Annotated in this window: 24 protein-coding genes; 8 read left to right on the top strand and 16 right to left on the bottom strand. The window is 69.9% G+C overall.

Going from position 1 to position 23694, the window contains the following annotated elements; all coding sequences use genetic code 11:
- Positions 1 to 49 precede the first annotated feature (49 nt).
- The 3 genes from GYB83_RS14720 to GYB83_RS14710 are packed head-to-tail and all read left to right on the top strand — an operon-like array spanning position 50 to position 3500.
- On the top strand, positions 50 to 1684 hold the full coding sequence (locus GYB83_RS14720; RefSeq protein ID WP_161896183.1) for a circularly permuted type 2 ATP-grasp protein: 1635 nt from the start codon (positions 50 to 52) through the stop codon (positions 1682 to 1684).
- Between the two features lie 2 nt (positions 1685 to 1686).
- Complete coding sequence (locus GYB83_RS14715) at positions 1687 to 2652, top strand: alpha-E domain-containing protein (protein WP_161897523.1); 966 nt, start codon at positions 1687 to 1689, stop codon at positions 2650 to 2652.
- A complete protein-coding gene (locus tag GYB83_RS14710) occupies positions 2652 to 3500 on the top strand; it encodes a transglutaminase family protein (protein WP_161896182.1) in 849 nt (282 codons plus the stop codon). Before GYB83_RS14715 ends, GYB83_RS14710 begins: the two co-directional genes overlap by 1 nt.
- Before the next feature lie 30 nt (positions 3501 to 3530).
- On the opposite strand, the gene GYB83_RS14705 is transcribed toward GYB83_RS14710, so the two are convergent.
- The 9 genes from GYB83_RS14705 to rimP form a co-directional block, all read right to left on the bottom strand.
- The gene (locus tag GYB83_RS14705; RefSeq protein WP_161896181.1) at positions 3531 to 3890 is read right to left on the bottom strand and encodes a DoxX family protein; all 360 of its coding nucleotides are present in this window, start codon (positions 3888 to 3890) and stop codon (positions 3531 to 3533) included.
- Positions 3890 to 4498: a TetR/AcrR family transcriptional regulator gene (locus GYB83_RS14700; RefSeq protein WP_161896180.1), complete on the bottom strand. Its 609-nt coding sequence runs from the start codon at positions 4496 to 4498 to the stop codon at positions 3890 to 3892. Before GYB83_RS14700 ends, GYB83_RS14705 begins: the two co-directional genes overlap by 1 nt.
- A 142-nt stretch (positions 4499 to 4640) precedes the next feature.
- Positions 4641 to 5915: an MATE family efflux transporter gene (locus tag GYB83_RS14695; RefSeq protein WP_161896179.1), complete on the bottom strand. Its 1275-nt coding sequence runs from the start codon at positions 5913 to 5915 to the stop codon at positions 4641 to 4643.
- A gap of 6 nt (positions 5916 to 5921) precedes the next feature.
- Positions 5922 to 6878 (bottom strand): DHH family phosphoesterase, encoded by a 957-nt coding sequence (locus tag GYB83_RS14690; RefSeq protein ID WP_161896178.1) that lies wholly within the window; start codon positions 6876 to 6878, stop codon positions 5922 to 5924.
- Positions 6875 to 7327, bottom strand: coding sequence for a 30S ribosome-binding factor RbfA (gene rbfA, locus GYB83_RS14685; protein WP_161896177.1), 453 nt, complete (start codon positions 7325 to 7327; stop codon positions 6875 to 6877). The genes GYB83_RS14690 and rbfA overlap by 4 nt, the downstream gene beginning before the upstream one ends.
- Positions 7327 to 10164: a translation initiation factor IF-2 gene (gene infB / locus GYB83_RS14680; RefSeq protein ID WP_161896176.1), complete on the bottom strand. Its 2838-nt coding sequence runs from the start codon at positions 10162 to 10164 to the stop codon at positions 7327 to 7329. The genes rbfA and infB overlap by 1 nt, the downstream gene beginning before the upstream one ends.
- 103 nt (positions 10165 to 10267) lie before the next feature.
- Positions 10268 to 10585 (bottom strand): YlxR family protein, encoded by a 318-nt coding sequence (locus tag GYB83_RS14675; RefSeq protein ID WP_161896175.1) that lies wholly within the window; start codon positions 10583 to 10585, stop codon positions 10268 to 10270.
- Positions 10586 to 10588: 3 nt separating this feature from the next.
- Positions 10589 to 11665: a transcription termination factor NusA gene (gene nusA / locus GYB83_RS14670; protein WP_161896174.1), complete on the bottom strand. Its 1077-nt coding sequence runs from the start codon at positions 11663 to 11665 to the stop codon at positions 10589 to 10591.
- A gap of 55 nt (positions 11666 to 11720) precedes the next feature.
- On the bottom strand, positions 11721 to 12272 hold the full coding sequence (gene rimP / locus GYB83_RS14665) for a ribosome maturation factor RimP (RefSeq protein WP_161896173.1): 552 nt from the start codon (positions 12270 to 12272) through the stop codon (positions 11721 to 11723).
- A gap of 166 nt (positions 12273 to 12438) precedes the next feature.
- Here rimP and GYB83_RS14660 point away from each other — a divergent pair, with 166 nt between their 5' ends.
- Complete coding sequence (locus tag GYB83_RS14660) at positions 12439 to 12882, top strand: hypothetical protein (protein WP_161896172.1); 444 nt, start codon at positions 12439 to 12441, stop codon at positions 12880 to 12882.
- On the top strand, positions 12879 to 13304 hold the full coding sequence (locus tag GYB83_RS14655) for a ferritin-like domain-containing protein (protein WP_161896171.1): 426 nt from the start codon (positions 12879 to 12881) through the stop codon (positions 13302 to 13304). Before GYB83_RS14660 ends, GYB83_RS14655 begins: the two co-directional genes overlap by 4 nt.
- Positions 13305 to 13375: 71 nt before the next feature.
- Here the strand turns inward: GYB83_RS14655 and GYB83_RS14650 are convergent, their stop codons facing one another.
- Positions 13376 to 15121 (bottom strand): proline--tRNA ligase, encoded by a 1746-nt coding sequence (locus GYB83_RS14650; protein ID WP_161897522.1) that lies wholly within the window; start codon positions 15119 to 15121, stop codon positions 13376 to 13378.
- Between the two features lie 54 nt (positions 15122 to 15175).
- Here GYB83_RS14650 and GYB83_RS14645 point away from each other — a divergent pair, with 54 nt between their 5' ends.
- Positions 15176 to 15925, top strand: a complete 750-nt coding sequence (locus tag GYB83_RS14645; protein ID WP_161896170.1) for a YaaA family protein — start codon at positions 15176 to 15178, stop codon at positions 15923 to 15925.
- A 63-nt stretch (positions 15926 to 15988) separates the two neighbouring features.
- Here the strand turns inward: GYB83_RS14645 and GYB83_RS14640 are convergent, their stop codons facing one another.
- From GYB83_RS14640 to GYB83_RS14630, 3 genes are all read right to left on the bottom strand, one after another.
- Positions 15989 to 16381, bottom strand: coding sequence for a hypothetical protein (locus GYB83_RS14640; protein ID WP_161896169.1), 393 nt, complete (start codon positions 16379 to 16381; stop codon positions 15989 to 15991).
- On the bottom strand, positions 16378 to 17598 hold the full coding sequence (cobA, locus tag GYB83_RS14635) for a uroporphyrinogen-III C-methyltransferase (protein ID WP_161896168.1): 1221 nt from the start codon (positions 17596 to 17598) through the stop codon (positions 16378 to 16380). The genes GYB83_RS14640 and cobA overlap by 4 nt, the downstream gene beginning before the upstream one ends.
- A 93-nt stretch (positions 17599 to 17691) precedes the next feature.
- Complete coding sequence (locus GYB83_RS14630) at positions 17692 to 18657, bottom strand: acyl-ACP desaturase (RefSeq protein WP_161896167.1); 966 nt, start codon at positions 18655 to 18657, stop codon at positions 17692 to 17694.
- A 99-nt stretch (positions 18658 to 18756) separates the two neighbouring features.
- Between GYB83_RS14630 and GYB83_RS14625 the strand changes: the two genes are divergently transcribed.
- Positions 18757 to 19416, top strand: a complete 660-nt coding sequence (locus GYB83_RS14625) for a response regulator (protein ID WP_161896166.1) — start codon at positions 18757 to 18759, stop codon at positions 19414 to 19416.
- Positions 19406 to 20104, top strand: a complete 699-nt coding sequence (locus tag GYB83_RS14620) for a hypothetical protein (protein WP_161896165.1) — start codon at positions 19406 to 19408, stop codon at positions 20102 to 20104. The genes GYB83_RS14625 and GYB83_RS14620 overlap by 11 nt, the downstream gene beginning before the upstream one ends.
- On the opposite strand, the gene GYB83_RS14615 is transcribed toward GYB83_RS14620, so the two are convergent.
- From GYB83_RS14615 to cobO, 3 genes are read right to left on the bottom strand one after another with little or no spacing between them, the layout of a single operon-like run.
- Complete coding sequence (locus GYB83_RS14615) at positions 20101 to 21705, bottom strand: GAF domain-containing sensor histidine kinase (protein WP_161896164.1); 1605 nt, start codon at positions 21703 to 21705, stop codon at positions 20101 to 20103. The two genes, GYB83_RS14620 and GYB83_RS14615, sit on opposite strands and share 4 nt — an antisense overlap.
- Complete coding sequence (locus tag GYB83_RS14610; protein ID WP_161896163.1) at positions 21702 to 23072, bottom strand: cobyrinic acid a,c-diamide synthase CobB; 1371 nt, start codon at positions 23070 to 23072, stop codon at positions 21702 to 21704. The genes GYB83_RS14615 and GYB83_RS14610 overlap by 4 nt, the downstream gene beginning before the upstream one ends.
- Positions 23066 to 23683 (bottom strand): cob(I)yrinic acid a,c-diamide adenosyltransferase, encoded by a 618-nt coding sequence (cobO, locus tag GYB83_RS14605; RefSeq protein WP_161896162.1) that lies wholly within the window; start codon positions 23681 to 23683, stop codon positions 23066 to 23068. Before cobO ends, GYB83_RS14610 begins: the two co-directional genes overlap by 7 nt.
- Between the last annotated feature and the right edge of the window lie 11 nt (positions 23684 to 23694).

Below are 23694 nucleotides of genomic sequence, written 5' to 3'. Positions count from 1 at the left end.
TTCCTCGATTCCCCCGCCGGGCGCACGGGTGCACGTGCACCATCGGACTATGAGCCCCGTCACACCGACCTCCGGAGACCAGCAGGGCGCGGCGTCCCCGACCTTCGACTTCTACAGCGCCGGGTTCGAGCAGTCGGCGGTCGACGAGATGTTCCGGCCGGACGGCACGGTCCGGCCGCCGTATCGAGGCATCGCGGCGGCGATCGACCTCATCAGCCCCGACGACCTGAACGCCCGCCTCGACGCCCTCGGACGAGCCTTCATCGACCAGGGCGTCACGTTCTCCCTCTCCGGCAAGGAACGGCCGTTCCCGCTCGACCCGGTGCCGCGCGTCATCGGCGCATCGGAGTGGACCAGGCTCGAAGCGGGCATCTCGCAGCGGGTGCGGGCCCTCGAGATGTTCCTCGACGACGTGTACGGCGAACAGGCGATCCTCGCCGACGGTGTGATTCCGCGACGTCTGATCAACTCGTGCGAGCACTTCCACCGCCAGGCCGCGGGCATCCGGCCGCCCAACGGGGTCCGCATCCACGTCGCGGGCATCGATCTGATCCGCGACGGCGACGGCGAGTTCCGCGTCCTCGAAGACAACGTGCGCTCCCCGTCCGGCGTCTCGTACGTGATGGAGAACCGCCGGACGATGGCCCGCATCTTCCCCGACCTGTTCCTCGCCCACCGGGTGCGCGCGGTGCGCGACTACCCTCGCCACCTCCTCGCCGCGCTGCAGGCGTCGGTCGCGGGCGGCATCGGCGACCCGACGGTGGTCGTCCTGACCCCCGGCGTCGCCAACTCCGCCTACTTCGAGCACTCCCTCCTGGCCCGACAGATGGGTGTGGAACTCGTCGAGGGCCGCGACCTGTTCTGTCAGGACAACGTCGTCTACATGCGGACGACCGACGGCAAGCAGCGGGTGGACGTCGTGTACCGACGCATCGACGACGAATACCTCGATCCGATGCAGTTCCGACCCGACTCCATGCTCGGGGTCGCGGGACTGGTCAACGCCGCGCGCGCCGGGAACGTGGTGATCTCCAGCGCCATCGGCAACGGTGTGGCCGACGACAAACTCGTCTACACGTACGTCCCCGAGATCATCCGCTACTACCTCGGCGAGGAGCCGGGCATCGAGAATGTGGAGACGCTGCGCTGCTGGCTGCCCGACGAGCGGGAGGAGGCGATCTCGCGGATCGACGAGCTCGTCGTCAAACCCGTCGAGGGCAGCGGCGGATACGGCATCGTGTTCGGGCCGGAATCGACGCGCGCCGAACTCGACGCCCTCGTCACCAAGATCCGCGCCAACCCGCGCGGGTGGATCGCGCAGCCGGTGATCGCCCTGTCGACGAATCCGACGCTCATCGGCGACGAGGTGCGGCCCCGCCATGTGGACCTGCGACCGTTCGCCGTCAACGACGGAGAGAAGGTATGGGTGCTCCCCGGCGGCCTCACCCGCGTGGCCCTGACCGAGGGCTCCCTGGTGGTCAACTCGTCGCAGGGCGGCGGATCGAAGGACACATGGGTGCTCGCGACGCGGACGTCGAGCGAGGAGCGCGAGCTGTCGCCCGACCGGATCGTCGCCGACATCCCCGACCTCGCGTCACCCGCGCAGGAGATCCGGAAAGAGCCCGTCGACCAGCAACAACAGCAGCAGCAACAGTCCGCTGCCGACCGCGGAGAGGAGCCGTGACGATGCTCGCCCGCAACGCCGACTCGCTGTACTGGATCGGCCGCTACACCGAACGCGCCGACGACATGGCCCGCATCCTCGACGTCGCCGTCCACCAACTCCTCGAGGACCCGACCGTCGATCCCGACCGCACCGCCAGACAGGTCCTCGGCGTGCTCGGCTTCCCCACCGCCGACGACGTGAGCCACACCGTGTGGACGCTGGCCGACGCCGCGGCGTACGACACGTCGTCGACGGCGTCGATCGTCGGCCTCATCGAGTCGGCCCGCGAGAACGCCCGCGGCGCGCGAGAGGTGATCTCCAGCGAGATGTGGGAATGCCTCAACGCCACCCACAACGAACTGCCCAACGCCGAACGTCGCGCCCGCCGCCTCGGCCCGCACGACTACTTCTCCTACGTGAAGGCCAGGGCCGCGATGTTCGCCGGCCTCACCGACTCCACGCTCAGTCACGACACCGGATACCACTATCTGCTTCTCGGCCGATCCCTCGAACGGATCGACATGATCGTCCGGATGCTCCACTCCAGGTCCGGAGACAGGACGAGTTCCCCGTCGTGGATGAGCGTGCTGATCTCCGCGGGCGCACAGGACACCTACGTGCGAGCCAACCGAGGGACCGTCGACGCCGAGCACGTGGTGCGGTTCATGCTTCTCGACAGGCTGTTCCCTCGTTCGGTGTTCCATTCGCTCACCGTCGCCGAGCAGCACCTGGCGGCCCTGGACCGCAGCCCCGACCGCGCGGGTGGACGCTCGGACGCGATGACCCTGCTCGGCCGCACGCGCAGCGCATTGGAGTTCGTCGACCCGGAGACCCTCGGCGACAACCTCGCCGAGCACCTCGCCGACGTGCAGGCCACTTGCCTCGCCGTGAACGACGCCATCGCCGAGAGCCACTTCCACGTCTCGCCGTATGTCACGTGGACCGACACGACGCCGCCTGCGGGCGCCGACACCGAGGAGCAGTGATGGCGCGCCGACTCCGCGTGGTCCACACCACCGGCTACACCTATGCGGGCCCCGCGACGTCGTCGTTCAACGAGGCCCGGCTGACACCGCACAGCGACGCCAGGCAGAACGTCGTCGCCGAACACGTCGACGTGTCGCCGCCCGCCAGGCTGTTCCGGTACACCGACTACTGGGGCACCACGGTGTCGGCGTTCGACCTGCACTCACCGCACGACCGGCTGGAGGTCGTCAGTTCCGCCGTCGTCGAGACCGACGCCGAGAACCGGTCGGACGAGGCGCTGTCGGCCACCTGGGAGCGACTCGCCGGCGACGACGTCCTCGACGAGTTCGACGAGATGTTGACGCCGACCGCCTACGTGCCGCATCGGCGGTCGCTGGCGGCGTTCGCCGCCGATGTCGCGGGCGATCTCCGCCCCGCGGACGCCGTGACCGCCATCGCCTCCCGCGTCCATCGGGAGATGACCTACGAACCCGGCACCACCGAGGTGACCACCGCGGCGCCGGACGCCTGGCGCCGCCGCAGCGGCGTGTGTCAGGACTTCGCCCACATCACGCTCGCGATGGTCCGCAGTCTCGGGATCCCGGCGCGCTACGTGTCCGGCTATCTGCATCCGCGGCCCGATGCGGGCATCGGCGACGCCGTCGACGGCGAGAGTCACGCCTGGGTCGACGTCTGGACCGGCGGCTGGTGGGGGGTGGACCCGACCAACGACATCCTCATCACCGACCGCCACATCAGCGTCGGCGTGGGTCGCGACTACGCCGACGTACCGCCGTTCAACGGCATCTACACCGGCACGGCGGCGTCCGACCTCGACGTGAGCGTTCGGATCACCTGGCTGGCGTGACGGCCCTCGCCTTCCGCGACTGCGATCGAGTCACCAGAGGAACGACCATCCGAGCACACCGACGGACGCGGCGAGCATGCCTAGGCAGTTCACCCAGAACGTCACGCCGACGAACCCCGCGCGCAGGTGGGCGATCGCGGCCGCGATGAAGTAGGCGACCACGCCTGCGGTCGCGGCGACACCGACTCCGTCGTGCCAGACGCCGACGATCAGGCCCGCGGTCGCGAGCAGTTTGATGTAGACCAACGCCCATCCCCATTCGAGCGGAAAGCCGACGCCCGCATAGCAGTCTCGGACGAACCGCGGCGGCCGGATCGACATGAGTGCGTCGCCGCCGACGACGACGGCGAGCACGAGCACCGGCCAGACGGGATCGGGTGTCGAGAACATCAGGACTCCTCGGGTAGGGAATGGACGGCGGGCGAGCGGAGCAGCACCGCGGCGACTGCCTCGAGGTCCGCGCGGATCGCTGCGGCGTCGCTCTCGACGACCGCCGATGTCATCACCAGACCGAGATAGGCCAGGTAGACCGCACGCGCGGCAGGCTCGGCATCCGGTCCGAGGCCTGCGTCGGCGAACACCGTCGCGAAGTCGTTCTGCAGCGCGGCGGCGAGGGCGCCGAACACCTCGGTCGACGCCGATCCCCGTGCGAGGACCGCACCGTACTCGCGCGCCAGGTCGAGATCGGCGTCGAAGATGTCGAGGAACGGTTGGACGACGTCGCCGATCCGGGTGACCGGATCACGACCGGGCGACACTTCTCCCCGACCCCGGTGCACGGCGCCGATCCACCCGTCGAATGCGGCGAGCAGCAGAGAGTTCTTGTCCCCCACGCCCATCACCGTCCCGACGCTGACGCCCGCGTCTGCCGCGATCTGGCGAATCGTCGTGACACCGAATCCCTGCTCGACGAACAGCCTCTGAGCCGAGGCGATGACTCTTTCCCGAGTCGCGGACTTCCGCTCCGCCCTCGTGGAATGAACACGTTCACTGAACATGTTCATGAGAGTATCGCGCGCCGCGACTCCGGTCCAGCGATACGTTCGTTCAATAACCGCGTTCACCGACCTACTGTCTGCTCGCTCTGAGCGGTGACGGTTGAACGCGTCGCGTCGAGAACCGAGGCCCCGTATCACGGGATCAGCGCAACCAGGCGCCCGAGCGGACACGCCAGACGACGGCGCCGAGCCGGGCGACCATGAACAGCAGCAGGCCCGTCCAGATGCCCGCGAGTCCCCAGTCGAAGGCGTACGACAGCCAGATCATCGGCAGGAACGCGCCGAGCGCGCCCGCGAGCGTCGCCGTGCGGAGGAAGGCCGCGTCACCGCTGCCGAGAAGGACGCCGTCGAGTGCGAACACGACACCGGCGATCGGCAGCATGACGACGAAGAACCACCACGGGACGACGATCGCGTCGAGCACGCCCCGATCCGAGGTGAAGATCCGCGGCAGCACGCCTGCCCCGGCTGCCAGCACGATCGCGACGACGACGGACACGGCCGCCGACACCTTCGTGACGTGGGCGGACGTACGCCGCGCATCGTCGAACAGCTTCGCACCGAGGGCGGCCCCGACGAGCTGCTGGGCCGCGATGGCGAGCGAGTCGAGCAGGAGCGATGTGAACTCCCACAACTGCAGCACCACCTGGTGCGCGGCGACCTGGGCGACGCCGAACCGGGCGGCGACGGCGGCGGCGGACACGAAACAGATCTGGAACGACAGGCTCCGGACTATGAGGTCCCGGCCCATCCGCAGTTGGGCCCCGATCACCGGACCGACGGGCGCGAGTCTGCCCGCGGCCTCACGGACCAGCCGCAGACCGAACAGCGCGCCGGTGATGGACTCGCCGACGACGTTCGCGACCGCGCTGCCCTCCAGGCCGAGACGCGGCATGCCCGCGACGCCGTGGACGAGCCCGACGCACAGGACGGCCCCGACCGACAGGCCTACGACGACGTAGATCACCGGCCTGCGCGTCTCCTGGACACCGCGCATCCAGCCGTTGCCCGCCATCGACACGAGGATCAACGGAACGCCGAACACCGCGATCCGCAGCCACCGGGCCGCATCCGCCGCGACGACGTCATCGGGCACAAGCGCACCGGTCACCCAGGGCGCCGCGAACCACGTCGCGGCGACGATCACCGCCCCGACGCCGAGGGCTATCCACGTCGCCTGGACCCCCTCGTCGACGGCACGGTCACGATCGCCCGCACCGAATGCGCGCGCCGACCGGGCCGTGGTCCCGTACGAGAGGAACGTCAACTGGGTGGAGACCACCGCGAGGACGAGCGTCGCCACGGCGAGCGCCGCCAGCTCATGGGCGCCGAGCCGTCCGACGACGGCGAGGTCGAGCATGAGGTAGAGCGGCGGCGCCACCAGCACGACGAGCGCCGACGCGGCCAGACGCAGCATCGGCGACTACAGCTGAGCGCGCAGCCGGGCGACGACCTCGTCGGCCGTACCGGTGTCGGAGTAGCCCGACGCGCGGGTGTGACCCCCGCCGCCGAGGGCGCGGGCGATCGGAACCAGGTCGACCTCGCCCTTGCTGCGCAGGGACACCGTCCACGAACCGGGTGCCGCCTCCTTGAACACGGCGGCGACCTCGGCCTCGCGCGCTGTCCGCACGATGTCGATGACGCTCTCCGACTCGTCCCAGTTCATGTCGGCCATCTGGTCGGCACCGACGCACGCGAACACCAACCCGCGGCCTCCGCAGGCCGACTCGTCGAGCTCCGACGATCCGAGCACCTGCGAGACCATCTGCAGCCACGCGTACGGGTGCGAGTCGAGCAGCACTCGACTCCACTTGCCGCCGTCGACGCCGGCCTCGAGCAAGCGGGCCGCGACCTGGAACGACGCCGGTCGGGCCCATTTGAACGAGCCGGTGTCCGTCACCAGACCCGCGTACAGGCAGGTCGCGATGTCGGCGGTGAGTTCGACGCCCAGTTCGTCGAGGACCTGCAGGACCAGCACCGCGGTGCAGTCCGACTCGGCGTCGATGAAGTCGAGGTCGCCGAAACCGGGGTTCGACACGTGATGGTCGATGCACACGGTGGTGTCGGCCGCCGTGAAGACCTGCTCGTAGTCGCCGAGACGACTGGCCGTCGCCGCGTCGACCGCGACCGCGACCTCGCCGGGGCGCGGCGCGGTCAACGGTGCGAGCAGGCCGACGCCAGGGAGCTCACGAAGAGTCCCCGGCAAGTCCTCCGGTCCGGAGAACCCGCAGCGCACGGCGATGCCGAGCGATGCGAGTCCCAAACCGAGGCCGAGAGCACTGCCGATGGTGTCGGGATCGGGCCGGACGTGACTGATGATCACGACCGACTCCGCATCCCGCAGTGCGGACGCCACCGCGCCGGGCGACGCCCGGTTCACGACTCCCCAGACGACGAGTCTTCGTCGTGCCGGTACGGATCGCTGTCACCCGCCGGGCTCGCGTCGCGCGCGACACGGGCGACCGACTCGTCCTGGGCGCGGGCCCTGGCGAGCAGTTCGTCCATCGCCCGGGTCGCGTCCGGCACCGTGTCGAGCTCGAACCGCAGCGTCGGCGTGAACCGGACACCGGTCCCCGCGCCCACCATGGAGCGCAGGGAGCCGGTGGCCGCGGCCAGACCGGCCTGTGCCTCGGCGATGTCGGGCTCGGCGTCGACCGCGGCTCCCATCACCGTGTAGAACACCGTGGCGTCGTGCAGATCGCCGGTGACCCGGCAGTCCGTGATCGTCACGTGTGCCAGCCGGGGATCCTTGATCTCCGTGCCGATGGCGGACGCCACGATGGTGGTGATCCGCTTGGCGAGCCGTGCGGCTCGTGCATGATCGACCATCAGTCGCGCGCCTTCTCCACCATCTCGTACGTCTCGATGATGTCGCCGACCTTGATGTCGCTGTAGGTCAGCGTCAGACCGCATTCGAAGCCTTCGCGGACCTCGGTCACATCGTCCTTCTCACGCTTGAGCGAGCTCACCGTTAGGTTCTCGGCCACGACATTGTTGTCGCGGAGAAGGCGTGCCTTCGCGTTGCGACGGACGATGCCCGACTGAACCATGCAGCCTGCGATGTTGCCGACCTTGGACGACTTGAAGATCGCGCGGATCTCGGTGCGGCCGAGTTCGACCTCTTCGTAGATCGGCTTGAGCATGCCCTTGAGCGCCGCTTCGATCTCGTCGATCGCCTTGTAGATGATCGAGTAGTAGCGGATCTCGACGCCCTCGCGGTTCGCCAGCTCCGTCGCCTTGCCTTCGGCACGGACGTTGAAGCCGATGATGATCGCGTCCGAGGCCGCCGCCAGGTTGACGTTGGTCTCGGTGACACCGCCGACGCCGCGGTCGATGACGCGCAGCGACACCTCGTCGTCGATCTCGATGCCGAGGAGCGCCTCTTCGAGGGCCTCGACGGTACCCGAGTTGTCGCCCTTCAGGATCAGGTTGAGCTGGCTGGTCTCCTTGAGAGCCGAGTCCAGGTCTTCCAGGCTGATGCGCTTGCGGCTGCGGGCCGCGAGCGCGTTGCGCTTGCGGGCCGCACGGCGGTCGGCGATCTGGCGTGCGATGCGGTCCTCTTCGACGACGAGGACGTTGTCGCCCGCTCCCGGCACCGACGTGAAGCCGATGACCTGGACCGGACGCGACGGGTACGCCTCGTCGACGTCGTCGCCGTGCTCGTCGACCATGCGACGGACACGTCCGTAGGCGTCGCCCGCGACGACCGAGTCGCCGACGCGGAGCGTGCCGCGCTGGATGAGCACCGTGGCGACCGGGCCGCGACCGCGGTCCAGGTGCGCTTCGATGGCGACACCCTGTGCGTCCATGTCCGGGTTGGCACGCAGATCGAGCGAGGCGTCCGCCGTCAGCAGGACGGCTTCGAGCAGCGCGTCGATGTTCTCGCCCTGCTTGGCCGAGATGTCGACGAACATGGTCTCGCCGCCGTACTCCTCGGGCACGAGGCCGTACTCGGTGAGCTGACCGCGGATCTTCTGCGGGTCGGCGCCTTCCTTGTCGATCTTGTTGACAGCGACCACGATCGGCACGTCGGCCGCCTGCGCGTGGTTCACGGCCTCCACCGTCTGCGGCATGACGCCGTCGTCGGCCGCGACCACGAGGATCGCGATGTCGGTGGCCTTCGCACCACGGGCACGCATGGCGGTGAACGCCTCGTGACCGGGGGTGTCGATGAACGTGATCAGACGATCCTCGTCGTTCAGGTGAGTGTTCACCTGGTACGCGCCGATGTGCTGCGTGATGCCGCCGGCCTCGGCCGCACCGACGTTCGCCTTGCGGATCGAGTCGAGCAGTCGCGTCTTGCCGTGGTCGACGTGACCCATGACGGTGACCACCGGCGGACGGTGCTGCAGATCGTCCTCGCCGCCTTCGTCCTCGCCGTAGGTGAGGTCGAACTTCTCGAGGAGTTCGCGGTCCTCGTCCTCCGGGCTGACGACCTGGACGACGTAGTTCATCTCGCCGCCGAGCAGCTCCAGCGTCTCGTCGTTCACCGACTCGGTGGCCGTGACCATCTCGCCGAGGTTGAACAGGGCCTGGACCAGCGACGCCGGATTGGCGTTGATCTTCTCGGCGAAGTCGGACAGCGACGCGCCGCGAGCGAGGCGGATGACGTCGCCGTTGCCGTGCGGCAACCGGACGCCGCCGACCTCGGGTGCGCGCATCGAGTCGTACTCTTGCCGCTTCTGACGCTTCGACTTGCGTCCACGACGAGGTGCGCCGCCGGGACGACCGAAGGCGCCTGCTGCGCCGCCGCGTCCACGACCGCCGCCGCCACCGCCGCCGGGACGACCGCGGAAGCCGCCCGCGGGTGCGCCACCGGCGCCCGGAGCGCCTCCGCCGCCGCCTGCTCCGCCGCGGTAGCCGCCGCCACCGCCGCCCGCGCGTCCGCCCGGACCGCCACGGCCGCCGGGCCGAGCGTCAGGACGTGCCGCACGCTGCGGCATTGCGCCGGGCGACGGACGAGGAGGCATGTTGCCGGGGTTGGGACGAGGGCCGCCTGCGCCTGCCGGCGGACGGGGACCGCCCTGACCTGCCGCAGGACGTCCACCCGCGGCGCCGGGACGTCCGCCACCCGGACGAGGTCCGGCCTGGCCCGGACCCGGGCGGGGTCCGCCCTGGGGACGGGGTGCGGGCGACGGGGCCGACGAGAACGGATTGTTGCCGACGCGCGGGGCGCGCGGACCGGGCCGGGGACCCGGGCGGGGTCCGGCGGGCTTCGGTCCCGGAGCCGCGGGCGCCTGCGCCGCGGCCGCGGGGGCCTGCGGAGTCGCGGGCTTGGGCGCGGGGGTCGGGGCGGGGCCCGGACGAGGTCCGGGCGCTGCCGGACGCGGCGCGGGAGCCGCCGGGGCCGGAGCGGGGGCGGGGGTCGCCGCTGCTGCCGGGGTCGGCTTGGGTGCTCCGGGCTTCGGACCGGGGACGCCCGGCTTCGGTGCGCCGGGCTTCGCTGCTCCCGGCTTGGCCGCCGAGGGCTTGGGGGACGCCTTGGGGGCGTCGCCTCCGGCGGAACCGCCGGAGAATGATTCGCGGAGTCGACGGGCCACGGGGGCCTCAACGGTCGACGACGCGGACTTGACGAACTCGCCCTGCTCCTTCAGACGCTCCAGCACTGCCTTGCTGGTGACGCCGATCTCTTTGGCCAGTTCGTGAACGCGGGCCTTGCCTGCCACTGCTCTCCTCACTTGGAGGTCGAGCGGGCTTCCCGCTACGACCTCGGTTTAATCGTGCAACGTGCTCATCGTGGAGACTTCACGGTGTGCTCATGGTTCTCTGCTACCTGTCCTGATCCCCTGCGGGATCTTCTGGCGTGATCTCGCCGATCAGATCGGCGAGGTCCTGCTGGGTCACGGTGAGACCGCGGTCCCGTAGCGCCGGCCCGAAGGCGCGTCGCCGCAGCGCGGCCGACACACAGTCGGGGTCGCGATGCAGCCAGGCGCCACGTCCCGGCATGCTCCCCGCGGTGTCGACCACCACGCTGCTCGGCTGATCGTCCGCGCGCCGCGCGACCACCCGCACCAGGTCTGGAGCGTTGTCGCGACGACGGCATCCGATGCACGTCCGAACCGGCACGGTCGACGTTCGAGGAGCCACAGGTCAGTCTAGCTCATCGGAGGCGTTCGGCGTCACCGCATTGTCGTCCGCCGCGCCGGGTGTGACGTCGCCCTCAGTCTGGCGGGGTCCGCCGTCGCCGGTGTCGGAGCGGATGTCGATGCGCCAGCCGGTCAGACGCGCGGCGAGACGCGCGTTCTGGCCTTCCTTGCCGATCGCGAGAGACAGCTGGTAGTCGGGCACGATCACGCGCGCGGCGTTCGTCTCGGCGTCGACGACGGTCACCGACAGCACCTTCGCGGGCGACAGCGCGTTGCCGACGAAGACGGCCGGATCGGTCGCGAAGTCGATGATGTCGATCTTCTCACCCGACAGCTCGCTCATCACGTTGCGGACGCGCTGACCCATCGGTCCGATGCAGGCGCCCTTGGCGTTCAGTCCGTTGACGCCGGTGTGGACGGCGATCTTCGACCGGTGTCCGGCCTCCCGGGCGACGGCGACGATCTCGACCGAGCCGTCCTCGATCTCGGGGACCTCGAGGGAGAACAGCTTCCGGACGAGGTTCGGGTGGGTGCGCGACAGGGTGATCTGCGGGCCGCGCATACCGCGCGAGACGCCGACGACGTAGCACTTGATCCGGTCGCCGTGCTTGTACTGCTCACCCGGGACCTGCTCGACAGGCGGGATGATGCCCTCGGTGGCGTTCGCATCAGATCCGATCTGAACCACCACGATGCCCTTGGCGTTGAGGCGGGCGTCGGCCTGGACCACACCGCCGACGACCTCGCCTTCGTGGGCGGCGAGCTCGCCGTAGTTCTTCTCGTTCTCGGCGTCGCGCAGACGCTGCAGGATCACCTGGCGGGCCGTGGTCGCGGCGATGCGCCCGAAGCCCTCGGGCGTGTCGTCCCACTCGTGGACGACGGCTCCGGTCTCGTCGACCTCCTGCGCCATCACTCGGACGGCTCCGCTCTTGCGGTCGACGTCGATGCGCGCGTGCGGCGCGAATCCGTCGGTGTGCCGATACGCGGTCAACAGCGCCGATTCGATGGCGGTGATGACGGTGTCGATCGACACGCCCTTGTCTGCTTCGATCAGGCGCAGCGCACTGATGTCGATATGCATTGGCGACTCCTATTCGCTTGTCGGGTTGAGTTGTCTGTTCAGTTGTCGTACGTGGTCAGTCGTCGGCGCGCTCGCGGCGGCGGGCGATCTCCACGTCGTCGAGTCCGCACGCGCGCAGCTCGGCCTCGCCTGGACGCCGGAAGTCGACGTCGACCACCGCTCGGGTCACCGTGTCGAGCGGCACCTGAACGGTGGACAGGCGTCCCTTGTCGGCCTTGACCAGGGTGAGCACTCCGTCGGCGATCCGCCCGATGCGGGCCACGGTGTCGTGATCGGAGCCGTCCGCCGTGTACTGGATCTTGACGCTGCGGCCGGCGGACCGTCGCCAGTGCCTTTCCAGAGTCAGCGGTCGCCCGACGCCCGGAGTCGTGACTTCGAGGTCGTACGGCTGCTCCCCGAGGACGTTCGCCGCGTCGAGCGCCTCGTCGAGCGACCGGCTGAGGTCGGCGAGCGCGTCGAGGCTTGCTCCGCCGTCACGATCGACGACGATCCGCACGTCGCGCCGTCCGGGCGGCGTGAGGAGTGCGACCTCTTCGAGGTCGTATCCGGCCGCGGTGAGAACCGGTTCGACGACGGCTCCGATCTTCTCGGTCTTGTCGCCGCTCATCGTGTCCTCACCTCGCGTGTCCTGGGCCTTTCGGCACGGTCGGCACCCACTGTACGTGCGGCGCCGGGCCGAAACCGGGCCTGCTGAGTGTAGTCCATCCGCGCGACTGGCAGAATTTGAGAACGTGACTGCCCACTCTCCGATTTCCGCTCCATCCCGCCGAGCCGTGCTGCGCGGCGCAGCCGCGGTACCGGTCGTGATCGCCGTCGGGGCCGCGGTCACCGCGTGCGGTCCGACCGTCGACGAGCAGCGCACCCTCGCCGAACTGCTGGTCCGGCACGCGCAGGCCGCGGTCCGGCAACAGAAGGCCGCGCAGTCCCTCGCCCCACGCGTCACCGAATACACCGCGGCGCTCGGCGTCCTCGCCGAACAACGCGGCAAGCATGCGCAGGCGCTGCGTGACGAAGTGAACAGACTGCACTCGTCGTCCGCCGCCCAGATCGACGATCCGGGCCCGGCCATCACGACGCTCGACGCGCTGCGGACCGCGGTCACCACATCGACGAAGGCCGCCGCGACGGACGCCGTCGACGGCAGCGGATTCAGCGCGGGCCTGCTCGCGTCCGTGTCCGCCTCGTGCCGCACTCTCACGGAGGTTCAGCTCGCATGACCCAGATGGACGCCCTGACCACCGCCGCCGACACCGAGAACACGGCGATCTTCGTCTACGGCCTCGCCACCGCCTTCGTCGGCGGTGACGACCGCATCGCCATCGGCGAGTACATCGCGGCGCACCGGGTGCGTCGCGACGCGGTCAACGCCGCGATCGTCGCCGCGGGCGGATCCGAACGCACCCCGGCCGCGGGCTACACGCTGCCCGCCGACGTCACTGACGGCCCGTCGGCCGCCAAGGCGCTCCTGCTGGCGGAGAACACGTGCGCCTCCGCGTACCGGGCCCTCGTCGAGCAGGCCGACGACCCGACGGTCCGACGGCTCGGCGTGGACGGTCTCACCGACTGCGCGCTGCGCATCGCGCACTGGCGGGCGTCGACGGGACTCACCCCGACGACGGTCCCCTTCCCCGGCGCGTAACGTTCCCCGATCCGCACGATCGCCGGCTGCGCGCCGAGGAAATCGATGGAATCGGGGAACCTTAGGCGGGACTAGCCGCGCACCGCGGCGATCACCGCGTCGGTGGCGCCGTCGACCGGCGCTTCGACGGATTCGCCGGTGAAGCGGTCGCGGATCTCGACGGTGCCGTTGGCCCAACCGCGGCCGACGACGACCACGACCGGCATGCCGAGCAGCTCCGAGTCCTTGAACTTGACTCCGGGCGACGCCTTGCGGTCGTCGAGCAGCACCGACAGTCCGGCCGCGTCGAGCGCGTCGGCGAGTTCGGACGCGCCGGCCACCGCAGCCTCGTCCTTGTTCGCGATGACGAGGTGGACGTCGAAGGGCGCCACCTCGCGCGGCCAGCGCAGGCCCTTGTCGTCGTGCATCTGCTCGGCGAGCACTGCGACCATGCGCGAGACGCCGAGGCCGTAGGAGCCCATCGTGACGCGCACCGGCTTGCCGTTCTCGCCGAGCACGTCGAGACCGAAGGCGTCGGCGTACTTGCGGCCCAGCTGGAAGATGTGACCGATCTCGATGCCCTTGGCCGAGGTCAAGACGCCGTTGCCGTCGGGCGACGGATCGCCGTCGCGGACCGATGCGGCCTCGATGACGCCGTCCGGGGTGAAATCGCGTCCGACGACGAGGTCCACGTAGTGCTTGCCCTTGACGTCTGCACCGGTGATCCACGACGTGCCGTCGACGACGCGCGGGTCGACGAGGTAGGTGAATTCGGCGCCCTGCACGCCCTTCGGGCCGATGTAGCCCTTGACCAGGGCGGGGTTCGCGGCGAAGTCGGCGTCGTCGAGCAGTTCCACCTCGGCGGGCTCCACGGACGCCTCGAGACGCTTGAAGTCCACTTCCCTGTCACCGGGGACGCCGACCGCGGTGATCTCCCAGTCGCCGCCGGGCTTGCGGATCTTCACCATCACGTTCTTGAGGGTGTCGGCCGCGGTGTACGCCGTGTTCCCACCTCGAGGGGGAAGGGAGGCGTTCGCCCAGTCCACGAGGGTGTCGATGGTCGGGGTGTCACCGGTCTCGTGGACGACGGCGGCGGGCAGCCCGTCGAACGGGAGCGCGTCGGGGACGGTCGTCGTGACGGCTTCGACGTTGGCGGCGTAGTCCGACTCGGTACTGCGGACGAACGTGTCCTCGCCGACCTCGCAGACGGCGAGGAACTCTTCGGACCGGCTGCCGCCCATCGCCCCGGCCGTGGCCTTGACGATCACGTAGTCGACGCCGAGGCGATCGAAGATGCGCTGGTAGGCGGCGCGATGCTTGTCGTAGGACGCCTGCAGGCCCGCGTCGTCGAGGTCGAAGGAGTACGAGTCCTTCATCACGAACTCGCGCCCGCGGAGGATGCCCGCACGGGGACGCTCCTCGTCGCGGTACTTGGTCTGCACCTGGTACAGGATCACGGGGAGGTCCTTGTACGAGCTGTACTCGCCCTTCACCAGCTGGGTGAAGATCTCCTCGTGCGTGGGTCCGAGGAGCATCTCGGCGCCCTTGCGGTCCTTGAGGCGGAAGAGATTGGGGCCGTACTCGGTCCACCGATTGGTCGCCTCGTACGGATCGCGCGGCAGGAGTGCGGGCAGCAGGATCTCCTGTGCCCCCATGGCGTCCATCTCCTCGCGGACGATCTGCTCGACGTGCCGGAACACCCGCAGGCCGAGCGGCAACCACGAGTAGACGCCCGGCGCGGTGCGGCGGACGTAGCCCGCGCGGACGAGCAGCTTGTGGCTCGGAACCTCGGCGTCGGCGGGGTCGTCGCGGAGGGTGCGGAGGAACAGGGTCGACATGCGCGTGATCACGGTGAACAGCCTAGTCGGGAAGCACGCCAGTAGAGTTGTCGGGTGCTCGTGATCCTGCCTCCCTCGGAGACCAAGTCGGACGGCGGGACGGCGGCCCCACTCGACCTCGACTCGCTGTCGCTGCCCGCCCTCACCGACGTCCGCCGTGTGCTCGCCGACGCGCTCGTCGACCTGTCGGCCGATCTGGACGGTTCGCGGGCCGCTCTCGGTCTCGGCGCGAGCGACGCCGCCCTCGCCGAAGTGTCGCGCAACGCCGAGCTGTTCACATCGCCGACGCGGACCGCGATCACCCGGTACACCGGCGTCCTGTACGACGCACTCGACTATCGCGGCATGACGCGAGCGTCGAAGACCAAGGCCGCGGACCGGCTGATGATCGGTTCGGCCCTGTTCGGTGTGGTGTCGGCCGCGGACATGATTCCCGCGTACCGGCTGTCCGGCGGGTCCAAGCTCCCCGGATTCGGGACCCTCGGCTCCCTCTGGAAGCCGGTCCTGTCCCCCGCTCTCGACGCGGTCGACGACTTCGTGGTCGATCTCCGGTCCGGCGTCTATCAGAAGCTCGGGCCCGTGGCGGGCGCGGTCACCGCCACAGTCGTCACCGAGTACCCGAACGGCACGCGCAAAGTGGTCAGCCACTTCAACAAGCACTACAAGGGCCTCGTCGCACACGAACTCGTCCGCACGCGCCGGAACGTCCGCGACATCAACGGTCTGGCCGCCGTGCTGTCCGACGCCGGTCAACGGGTGGAGGTGACCTCGCCCGTCGAGATCACCGTCGTCACCGAGGGCTGACACGGTTCAGGGGCGAATCGATGTCACCCGACGACACCGATCCGCACCTTAAGCGACGGGTGGTCAGTCGTCGTCGACGGCGGCAAGCTGCGCCTTCTGCGCCCGGATTCGCCCGTAGCCGTAGGCGGCGGCCATGCCGATGACGCCCGTGATCAGCCCGATCAGCATGCGCAGATCGCCGGACCCGGAGCCCGCGTCTGCGGAGATCCGGTAGATCCAGCCGTTGAGAGCCGTGACCGCGAGCGCACCGAACACAAGCGGGACGACGATCGTGGTGAAACCGGATTCCGGAAGCGGTTCGATGCCTGCGCGTCGCCGGTACGCCTGCCACAGCGACATCACGATCACCGCCAGTCCGACGAGCACCGCGGTGATCGCCGGGTGCACGAACCACGCCGCGATCGCCGCCACCAGCAGGAGGGCCCCGGACACGCAGGCGGCGATGCGAGCGTTCACGGCGTCACCGCGCGGTCGGCGTCCGTGAAGCCGGCCACCGGCCCGATCACCGCGATCGCGGGCGCGATCAGCTCATGGTCGCGGGCGGCCTCGGCGGCATGCTCCAGATCGGTGCGGATGAGCCGTTGGTCCGGGCGCGAGGCGTTCTCGATGAACGCCACGGGAGTGTCGGACGGCCGTCCCCCGCTCAACAGCGCCGTGGCGAAGGCGTCGATCCGTTTGACCGCCATCATCAGCACGATCGTCCCGCGCAGCTGCGCCAGCGCCTCCCAGTTGGTCAGCGAGTCCGGATGGTCGGGCGCGACATGACCGGAGACGACGACGAACTCGTGTGTCACCCCGCGATGGGTCACCGGGATCCCGGCCAGCCCCGGTGCCGAGATCGGGCTCGCCACGCCGGGCACCACCGTGACCGGGACACCGGCCTCGACGCAGGCCTGCAGTTCCTCGAAGCCGCGGCCGTACACGTACGGGTCGCCGCCCTTGAGGCGTACGACGAACTTGCCCGCCTTCGCCCGGTCGACGAGTATCTCGTTGATCTGCTCCTGCCGCATCGCCCGTCCGTAGGGGACTTTCGCCGCGTCGACGATCTCGACCTGCGGACCCAACTCGTCCAGGAGCGCGACCGGCGCGAGACGATCGGCGACCACGACGTCGGCCTCCGCCAAGAGCCTGCGGCCACGCACGGTGATCATGTCCGCGGCTCCGGGCCCGCCGCCGACGAGCGCGACACCCGGTGCATGGCGGGCTCCATCGTCCACGGTCAACGACGTCCCGTCGGCGAACGCCGCCGTGATCGCGGCACGCGCGGCCGCCGACCGACGATGGTCACCGCCCGCGAGGACTCCGAACTGCAGATCTCGGTGATGACCCGACGCGGGCGTCACCGCGGTGCCCGCGGCGCCGTCGTCGGCCCGCACGCAGAACACGCGCGACGCGCTCGCCTCCTCCACGATCGCGGCGTTCACCTCCGGGTCGTCGGTGCATGCGAGCACGTACCAGGCTCCATCGAGGTCGCCGGGCGCGTACGCGCGACGGTGCACCGTGACGGCCGGTTCGGATTCGACGGTCGGCCTCGGGTCGACGGCGATCACGTGCACGTCCGCGCCCGCGGCCAGCAGATTCGGCAGCCGGCGCTGCGCTACGCTTCCGCCTCCGACGACGACGACGCGCCGACCTCGAAGGTCCAGTCCGGCAAGGTAATGAGCGTGCCCCATGGGTGACGATCCTATCCGCGTCTCGACTGCGCTCGACGGGCGGGAACGACTGCGCTCGACGGGCGGGAAGGACCCGGCTCGACGGGCCGACGGTCAGCGTGCGGCTCGGGCGAGGGCGCGAGCGCGGGACTCCTCGAACTTCGTCACCTTCACGTCCATCTGGGCGAGGAAGTCGGCGAGGCGCTCGCGGTACATCTGCCCCGTGGGACCGAAGTCGTCGCGGTCGAAGATCCGCCACTTGCGCAGCACCGGCATCACCACCTCGTTCATGTGCTGGGGCAGGTCGTAGATTCCGCCCTTCGCGATGAGGACGGCGTTGCGGCGGAAGTTCGGCATCGTCGATCCGGGCATCGCGAAATTGGACACGATCGTGTAGATCGCCTCCATCGCCTCGTCGGGCACCACGTCGAGCGCCGCCGACACGATGTTCCGGTAGAAGATCATGTGCAGGTTCTCGTCGGCGGCCACTCGCTGGAGCATGCGGTCCGCGATCGGATCGCCGCACGCCTTGCCGGTGTTCTTGTGGCTCACCCGGGTCGCGAGCTCCTGGAACGACACGTAGGCGACCGCGTACAGCATGTCGAAACTGTGGTCGCGCTGACCGTCGTCGTCGGGCAGCGGGTTGTAGCCGCCGGTCATGTGCTCCATGCGCAGCGTCTCGAGCTCCACGGGGTCGACGCCGCGGGTCACGACGAGGTAGTCGCGCATCACGATCGAGTGCCGCGCCTCCTCCGCCGTCCAGCGACCCACCCAGAAGCCCCACGCGTCGTCGAGGGTGAAGTTGTCGGCGATCACACGGTGATACGACGGCAGGTTGTCCTCGGTGAGCAGATTGGTGATCATCGCCGCCTTCGCCGTCTCCGACAACGACGACTGCTCGGGGTCCCAGTCGACACCGCCGAGCGCCGCGAAGTTCCGTCCGTCGTCCCACGGGACGTAGTCGTGCGGATGCCAGTCGCGGGTCAGCTTCATGTGCCGTTCCACCTCCCGCTCGCAGTCGGGCAGGAGTTCGCGGAGCAGATCCGAACCGGTCATCGGCGAGCCGATCAGTGCAGTCATGCCATCAACCCTGACGACCGGCCACCACGATGTCCGGAGTCGAAAGTCCCGTCTGCCCAGGGCCCCGAGTCCACTTCCCACCTGCGGTAACGTGATCTCATGACCGCTGATCCCGCACGCCGTCACGTCCGAGTGTTCCTCGTCGACGACCATGAACTGGTTCGTCGAGGACTGCGCGACCTGCTCGGCACCGCCGACGACCTCGACGTGATCGGCGAGGCCGCCACCGTCGGCGAGGCTCGAGTGGGCATCGCGTCCACCGAACCCGACGTGGTGGTCCTCGACGTCCGCCTGCCCGACGGGAACGGGGTGGAACTGTGCCGCGACGTCCGCGCCGAGAACCCGACCGTCCGGTGCCTGATGCTCACCAGCTACGCCGACGACGACGCCCTGCTGGCCGCGGTCCTCGCCGGAGCCTCCGGTTTTGTCCTCAAACAGATCCTGGGCCACAACCTCATCGAGGCGGTCCGCACTGTCGGGCGCGGCGGCTCGCTGCTCGACCCGAAGAGCACCGGGGCACTTCTCGCCCGGCTCCGCAACGGCAGTCCGTCCGACCCGCTCGCCGAGCTGACCTCGCAGGAGCGAGAGGTCTTCACCCTCATCGGCGAGGGGCTGACCAACCGACAGATCGCCGACCGCATGTTCCTCGCCGAGAAGACGATCAAGAACTACGTGTCGCGGATCCTGTCCAAACTCGACATGCAGCGGCGGACGCAGGTCGCGGTCCTCGCGACGGAGCTGCGCGGCCGTGGACGCTGACGCCGACACTCCACGGGACGAGCGGGACGCGCAGGACAGGCCGGACGTCAGCGTCCGTCTCGGGACGACGGCGGCCGTCGTCGTCCTGTTCCTGGTGCTCCGGCTGCTCGCCGTCGCGCACTGGGACTGGCACGTGGTGGCCGCGATCGCCGACACGTTCGACTTCTCCGACGCCTTCCCCATCGCCTTCGGCACCGTGGTCGGTCAGCCGCTGCTGACCGGGATCCTCATCGCGGTGCTGCTCCCCCTCGTCCTGATGCGCGTCCTGTGGCCGATGGACAAGCACCGCGGGACCATCACGGTGTCGAGCGTGCTCGGATCGGTGACGCTCATCACGATGGCGATCTCGATGACCGTGACGTTCGGCAACCCGTGGACGGTCGTCGGAGCGGCCGCGGTGGGAGCCGCCGTGATCGGCATGCGCCTGTGGTGGCGGACCGGCGTGGTACACGACACTCTGCTCCGGCTGAGTCGACGTGTCGGCGTGCTCACCGCCACCGGCCTGCTCATCCTCGCAGCAGTCAACGACGTCCCGTGGATGGGCGAGGAACGCATCCACACCGACACCGGTGTCGTCGAGGGATACGTCCTCGACGCGCAGCCGGGCTTCCTGCACGTCCTGACCCACGATCGCGAGGTCGTCATCATCCCGGACGCCGACGTGCACTCCCGCGAACTCGTCGACTAGGGCACGTCCAGCGGAACTGACCAGGTCAGGACGGTGCCGCTGCCCTCGGCCGACCGTTCGGTGAACGTCCCTCCGCATTCGGCCGCTCGACGGGCCAGATTCCTCAGCCCCGACCGCCTGATGTCTGCGGGGATCCCGACGCCGTCGTCGGACACCTCGACGAGGAGGTCATCGGACGCCACGATCCGCACTCCGATGCGGTCCGCGTCCGCATGCCGCAACGCGTTCGACAGCCCCTCGCGCAGGACCGCTTCGATGTGCGGCGACAGGCGGTCCGGGACGATCGTGTCGACGGGACCGGAGAAGGCGACGCTCGGCGTGACCGGCGCGTGGGCCGCGAGTTCGGCGACGACATCGAGAACCCGGCGGCGCAGGGTCCGCTCGCCCGCGTGGCCCGGGACACTGTGGAGGTCGAAGATCGACGTCCGGATCTGCGCGATCGTCGCGTCGAGATCGGTGATCGCCTGCTCCATCCGGCGGTCGACCTCGTCCGGCCGCGCCTTCATGGTCTGCATGGACATGCCGATCGCGAAGAGCCGCTGGATCACCAGATCGTGCAGGTCGCGGGCGATGCGGTGACGGTCCTCGAGGACTTCGAGGTCGCGCGCCAACTCCTGCTGATCGGCGTAGGCGATCGAGAGCGACGCGACTCGCGCCACGCCCGCAAGGCCCGCCTCCTCCTCCGCGGTCCACGGCCGTCGGTCCGGATGAGTGACGACGATGGCCCGGAACTGCCCCGGCGGGCCCTGGATGGGCCTGATCGTCACCCACCGGGCGCCGTTCCGCAGCCACGCGTGCTCGCCGTCGACGCGCGCCACCGCCAACTGGTTGTGGCGTGAGCCGAGGGTCTCGGCGAGATCGGCGACGTCCACCCGATCCCCGGTGTGGGCGTTCAACTCGGTGCCCGTGACGACGTACACGTCGGACGCCCGCGTCAGGGATGCGACGTCGTCGCAGACGGCCGCGAGCGTGTCCGCGAGCGAGATGCCTCGCATCGACTCGCTGCCGCGGTCGGCGACCGCCTGCATCCAACGCAGCCGGGTCTGCGCGCTCTCGAACGAACGCGCGTTGTCGACGGCGATGCCCGCCGCCACGGCCAGCACCCCGACGATCTTCTCGTCCAGCTCGGTGAACTGCGGCGCGCCCTGCTTCTCGGTGAGGTAGATGCTGCCGAACAGTTCGCCGCGCACGATGATCGGCGCCCCGAGGAAGGTGTCCATCGGCGGATGGTTCGGCGGGAAGCCGACCGACGACGGGTGGTCCGACAGCCGTTCGATGCGGAGCACTTCGGGGTGGTGGAGCAGTTCGCCGAGGACTCCGCGTCCGACGGGGAGTCGGCCCATCGTCGCCCTGACCTCGGGGCCGATGCCGGTGTACACGAACGCCTGGAGACTGAGTTCGGGCCCGCGGACGCCCAGTGCACAGTAGCGGGCGTCCAAGACGCCCGCGGCCACGTCGACGATCCGCTGCAACGCCTGGTCGAGTTCGAGGCCCTGGCCGACCAGCAGCACGGCTTCGAGGACGTCGCGCAGGGCGGTCGGATCGTCGCCGTCTTTGGCGGCGAGCGCGTCGACGGCGGCCTTCACCTCGCGCAGACTCATCGGAAGTCTCCCGCTGCCGCCACGAAGCGGCCCACGGCGTCCGGCGACCCGGCCGGGTGGACGTGCAGGTAGGAGGCGTGGACACCGCGGTCGACGACGCCGTCCACCGCGTTGCCGTCCGCGCCACGCCATGCCCAGGCCGGCGTCCGCTCGGACCGGTAGGCGACGGTGCTGCGGTGGAACTCGTGTCCGGTGACCCGTTCTCCCGCGCGGTAGAGAACGCTGTCGGCGACCGCCACCGCGTCCCGGTAGCCGAGGGTCAGGCGCGGCCCGAACGCTCCGTCGGCGTCGACCGCCCCGACCATCGGATGCCCGTCGAGCATCGCCGACAGGTACAACAGGCCCGCGCATTCGGCGTGGACCGGTCCGCCGGCGGCGGTGTGCGCCGCCAGGTCGGCGCGCAACTCGACGTTGGCCGCGAGGTCGACGGCGTGCTCCTCGGGGAATCCGCCGCCGATCACGACGCCCGCGGCCCCGTCGGGAAGTCGGTCGTGCAGGGGATCGAAGGGGACGACGTCGGCGCCCGCTGCGGCCAGCAGTTCGGGGTGTTCGGCATAGCCGAACGTGAAGGCCGCCCCCTGAGCCACGGCGATCACCGGTCGGGATCGGCGTCGGTACGCACCGACCTCGTCGGCGGCCGACCACGGTGCGGCGGCCGTGCCGACGGCGGTCGCGGCCAGGCGGGTGATCGCGGCCACGTCGAGTCCCGCGCCGACCAGCGAGGTGATCGCGTCGACGGACGACACCGCCTCGGCACTGCGTTCGGCCGCGGGCACCAGCCCGAGGTGTCGGGACGGGACGGCGAGCGCCGCGTCGCGTCGGACCACTCCGAACACGGGAAGCCCGGCCCGGTCCGCCGCCTGCCGCAGGACGTGTTCGTGGCGGTCGGACCCGACACGGTTCAGGATCACCCCGGCGACGTGAACACCCGGATCGTACGACACGAACCCGTGCAGCAGGGCGGCGAGCGACTGCGAATGCCCGGCCGCGTCGACGACGAGGATCACCGGGGCGCCGATGAGCGTCGCGACGTGCGCCGTCGAACCGACACCGAGGGTGCCGTCGCCGTCGGTGATCCGGCCGTCGAACAACCCCATCACGCCTTCGACGACGGCGATGTCCGCGCCCGCGCAACCCGCGGCGAACAGTGGTCCGACGCGGTGCTCCCCCACCAGGTTGGGATCGAGATTCCGGCCCGCACGTCCGGCCGCGACGGCGTGATAGCCGGGGTCGATGTAGTCCGGGCCCACTTTGAACGGCGCCACCCGACGCCCTGCGGCGACGAGCGCCCCGATCAGCCCGGTGGTGATCGTCGTCTTGCCGCTGCCCGACGACGGCGCGGCGATGACGACGGTCGGAGTCACCACTCGATGCCCTTCTGCCCCTTGCGGCCCGCGTCCATCGGATGCTTGACCTTGGTCATCTCGGTGACCAGGTCCGCGGCGTCGATCAGCGCCTCGGGCGCGTACCTGCCGGTGATGACGACGTGCTGGCGGCCCGGCCGTTCACGCAGCGCGGTCACGACCTCGTCGACGTCGATCCAACCCCAGTGCATCGGGTAGGTGAACTCGTCGAGGACGTAGAACTCGTGCTCCTGGGCGGCGATCCGGCGGGCGATCTCGGCCCATCCCGCGCGCGCGGCGGCCGCATGGTCCTGCTCGGCGTCGTCGGTGCGGCGGATCCACGACCAGCCCTGCCCCATCTTGTGCCACTGCACGGGACCGCCCTCGCCGGTCTGCTCGTGCAGTCGGCCGAGCGCCGTCATCGTCGTCTCCTCGCCGACCTTCCACTTGGCGCTCTTCACGAACTGGAAGACCGCGACGTCGAGCCCGGCGTTCCACGCGCGCATCGCCATGCCGAACGCCGCAGTCGACTTGCCTTTGCCCGGCCCGGTGTGGACCGCGAGGACCGGTTGATTGCGGCGTTGACGCGTCGTCAGACCGTCGTTCGGAACGGATTCGGGGACTCCCTGAGGCATGCGGTCATGCT

The organism is Gordonia spumicola (assembly GCF_009932475.1).
Classification (GTDB): Bacteria; Actinomycetota; Actinomycetes; order Mycobacteriales; family Mycobacteriaceae; genus Gordonia; species Gordonia spumicola.
Note: the sequence above shows the minus strand (reverse complement) of the source record. Positions and strands in the feature narration are given on the sequence as shown.

Excerpts from the sequence above, each read along its gene's own strand:
- GYB83_RS14720 (WP_161896183.1), top strand. The coding sequence starts at position 50 with ATGAGCCCCGTCACACCGACCTCCGGAGACCAGCAGGGCGCGGCGTCC.
- GYB83_RS14715 (WP_161897523.1), top strand. The coding sequence starts at position 1,687 with ATGCTCGCCCGCAACGCCGACTCGCTGTACTGGATCGGCCGCTACACC.
- GYB83_RS14710 (WP_161896182.1), top strand. The coding sequence starts at position 2,652 with ATGGCGCGCCGACTCCGCGTGGTCCACACCACCGGCTACACCTATGCG.
- GYB83_RS14705 (WP_161896181.1), bottom strand. The coding sequence starts at position 3,890 with ATGTTCTCGACACCCGATCCCGTCTGGCCGGTGCTCGTGCTCGCCGTC.
- GYB83_RS14700 (WP_161896180.1), bottom strand. The coding sequence starts at position 4,498 with ATGTTCAGTGAACGTGTTCATTCCACGAGGGCGGAGCGGAAGTCCGCG.
- GYB83_RS14695 (WP_161896179.1), bottom strand. The coding sequence starts at position 5,915 with ATGCTGCGTCTGGCCGCGTCGGCGCTCGTCGTGCTGGTGGCGCCGCCG.
- rbfA (WP_161896177.1), bottom strand. The coding sequence starts at position 7,327 with ATGGTCGATCATGCACGAGCCGCACGGCTCGCCAAGCGGATCACCACC.
- nusA (WP_161896174.1), bottom strand. The coding sequence starts at position 11,665 with ATGCATATCGACATCAGTGCGCTGCGCCTGATCGAAGCAGACAAGGGC.
- rimP (WP_161896173.1), bottom strand. The coding sequence starts at position 12,272 with ATGAGCGGCGACAAGACCGAGAAGATCGGAGCCGTCGTCGAACCGGTT.
- GYB83_RS14655 (WP_161896171.1), top strand. The coding sequence starts at position 12,879 with ATGACCCAGATGGACGCCCTGACCACCGCCGCCGACACCGAGAACACG.
- GYB83_RS14650 (WP_161897522.1), bottom strand. The coding sequence starts at position 15,121 with ATGTCGACCCTGTTCCTCCGCACCCTCCGCGACGACCCCGCCGACGCC.
- cobA (WP_161896168.1), bottom strand. The coding sequence starts at position 17,598 with ATGGGGCACGCTCATTACCTTGCCGGACTGGACCTTCGAGGTCGGCGC.
- GYB83_RS14630 (WP_161896167.1), bottom strand. The coding sequence starts at position 18,657 with ATGACTGCACTGATCGGCTCGCCGATGACCGGTTCGGATCTGCTCCGC.
- GYB83_RS14625 (WP_161896166.1), top strand. The coding sequence starts at position 18,757 with ATGACCGCTGATCCCGCACGCCGTCACGTCCGAGTGTTCCTCGTCGAC.
- GYB83_RS14615 (WP_161896164.1), bottom strand. The coding sequence starts at position 21,705 with ATGAGTCTGCGCGAGGTGAAGGCCGCCGTCGACGCGCTCGCCGCCAAA.
- cobO (WP_161896162.1), bottom strand. The coding sequence starts at position 23,683 with ATGCCTCAGGGAGTCCCCGAATCCGTTCCGAACGACGGTCTGACGACG.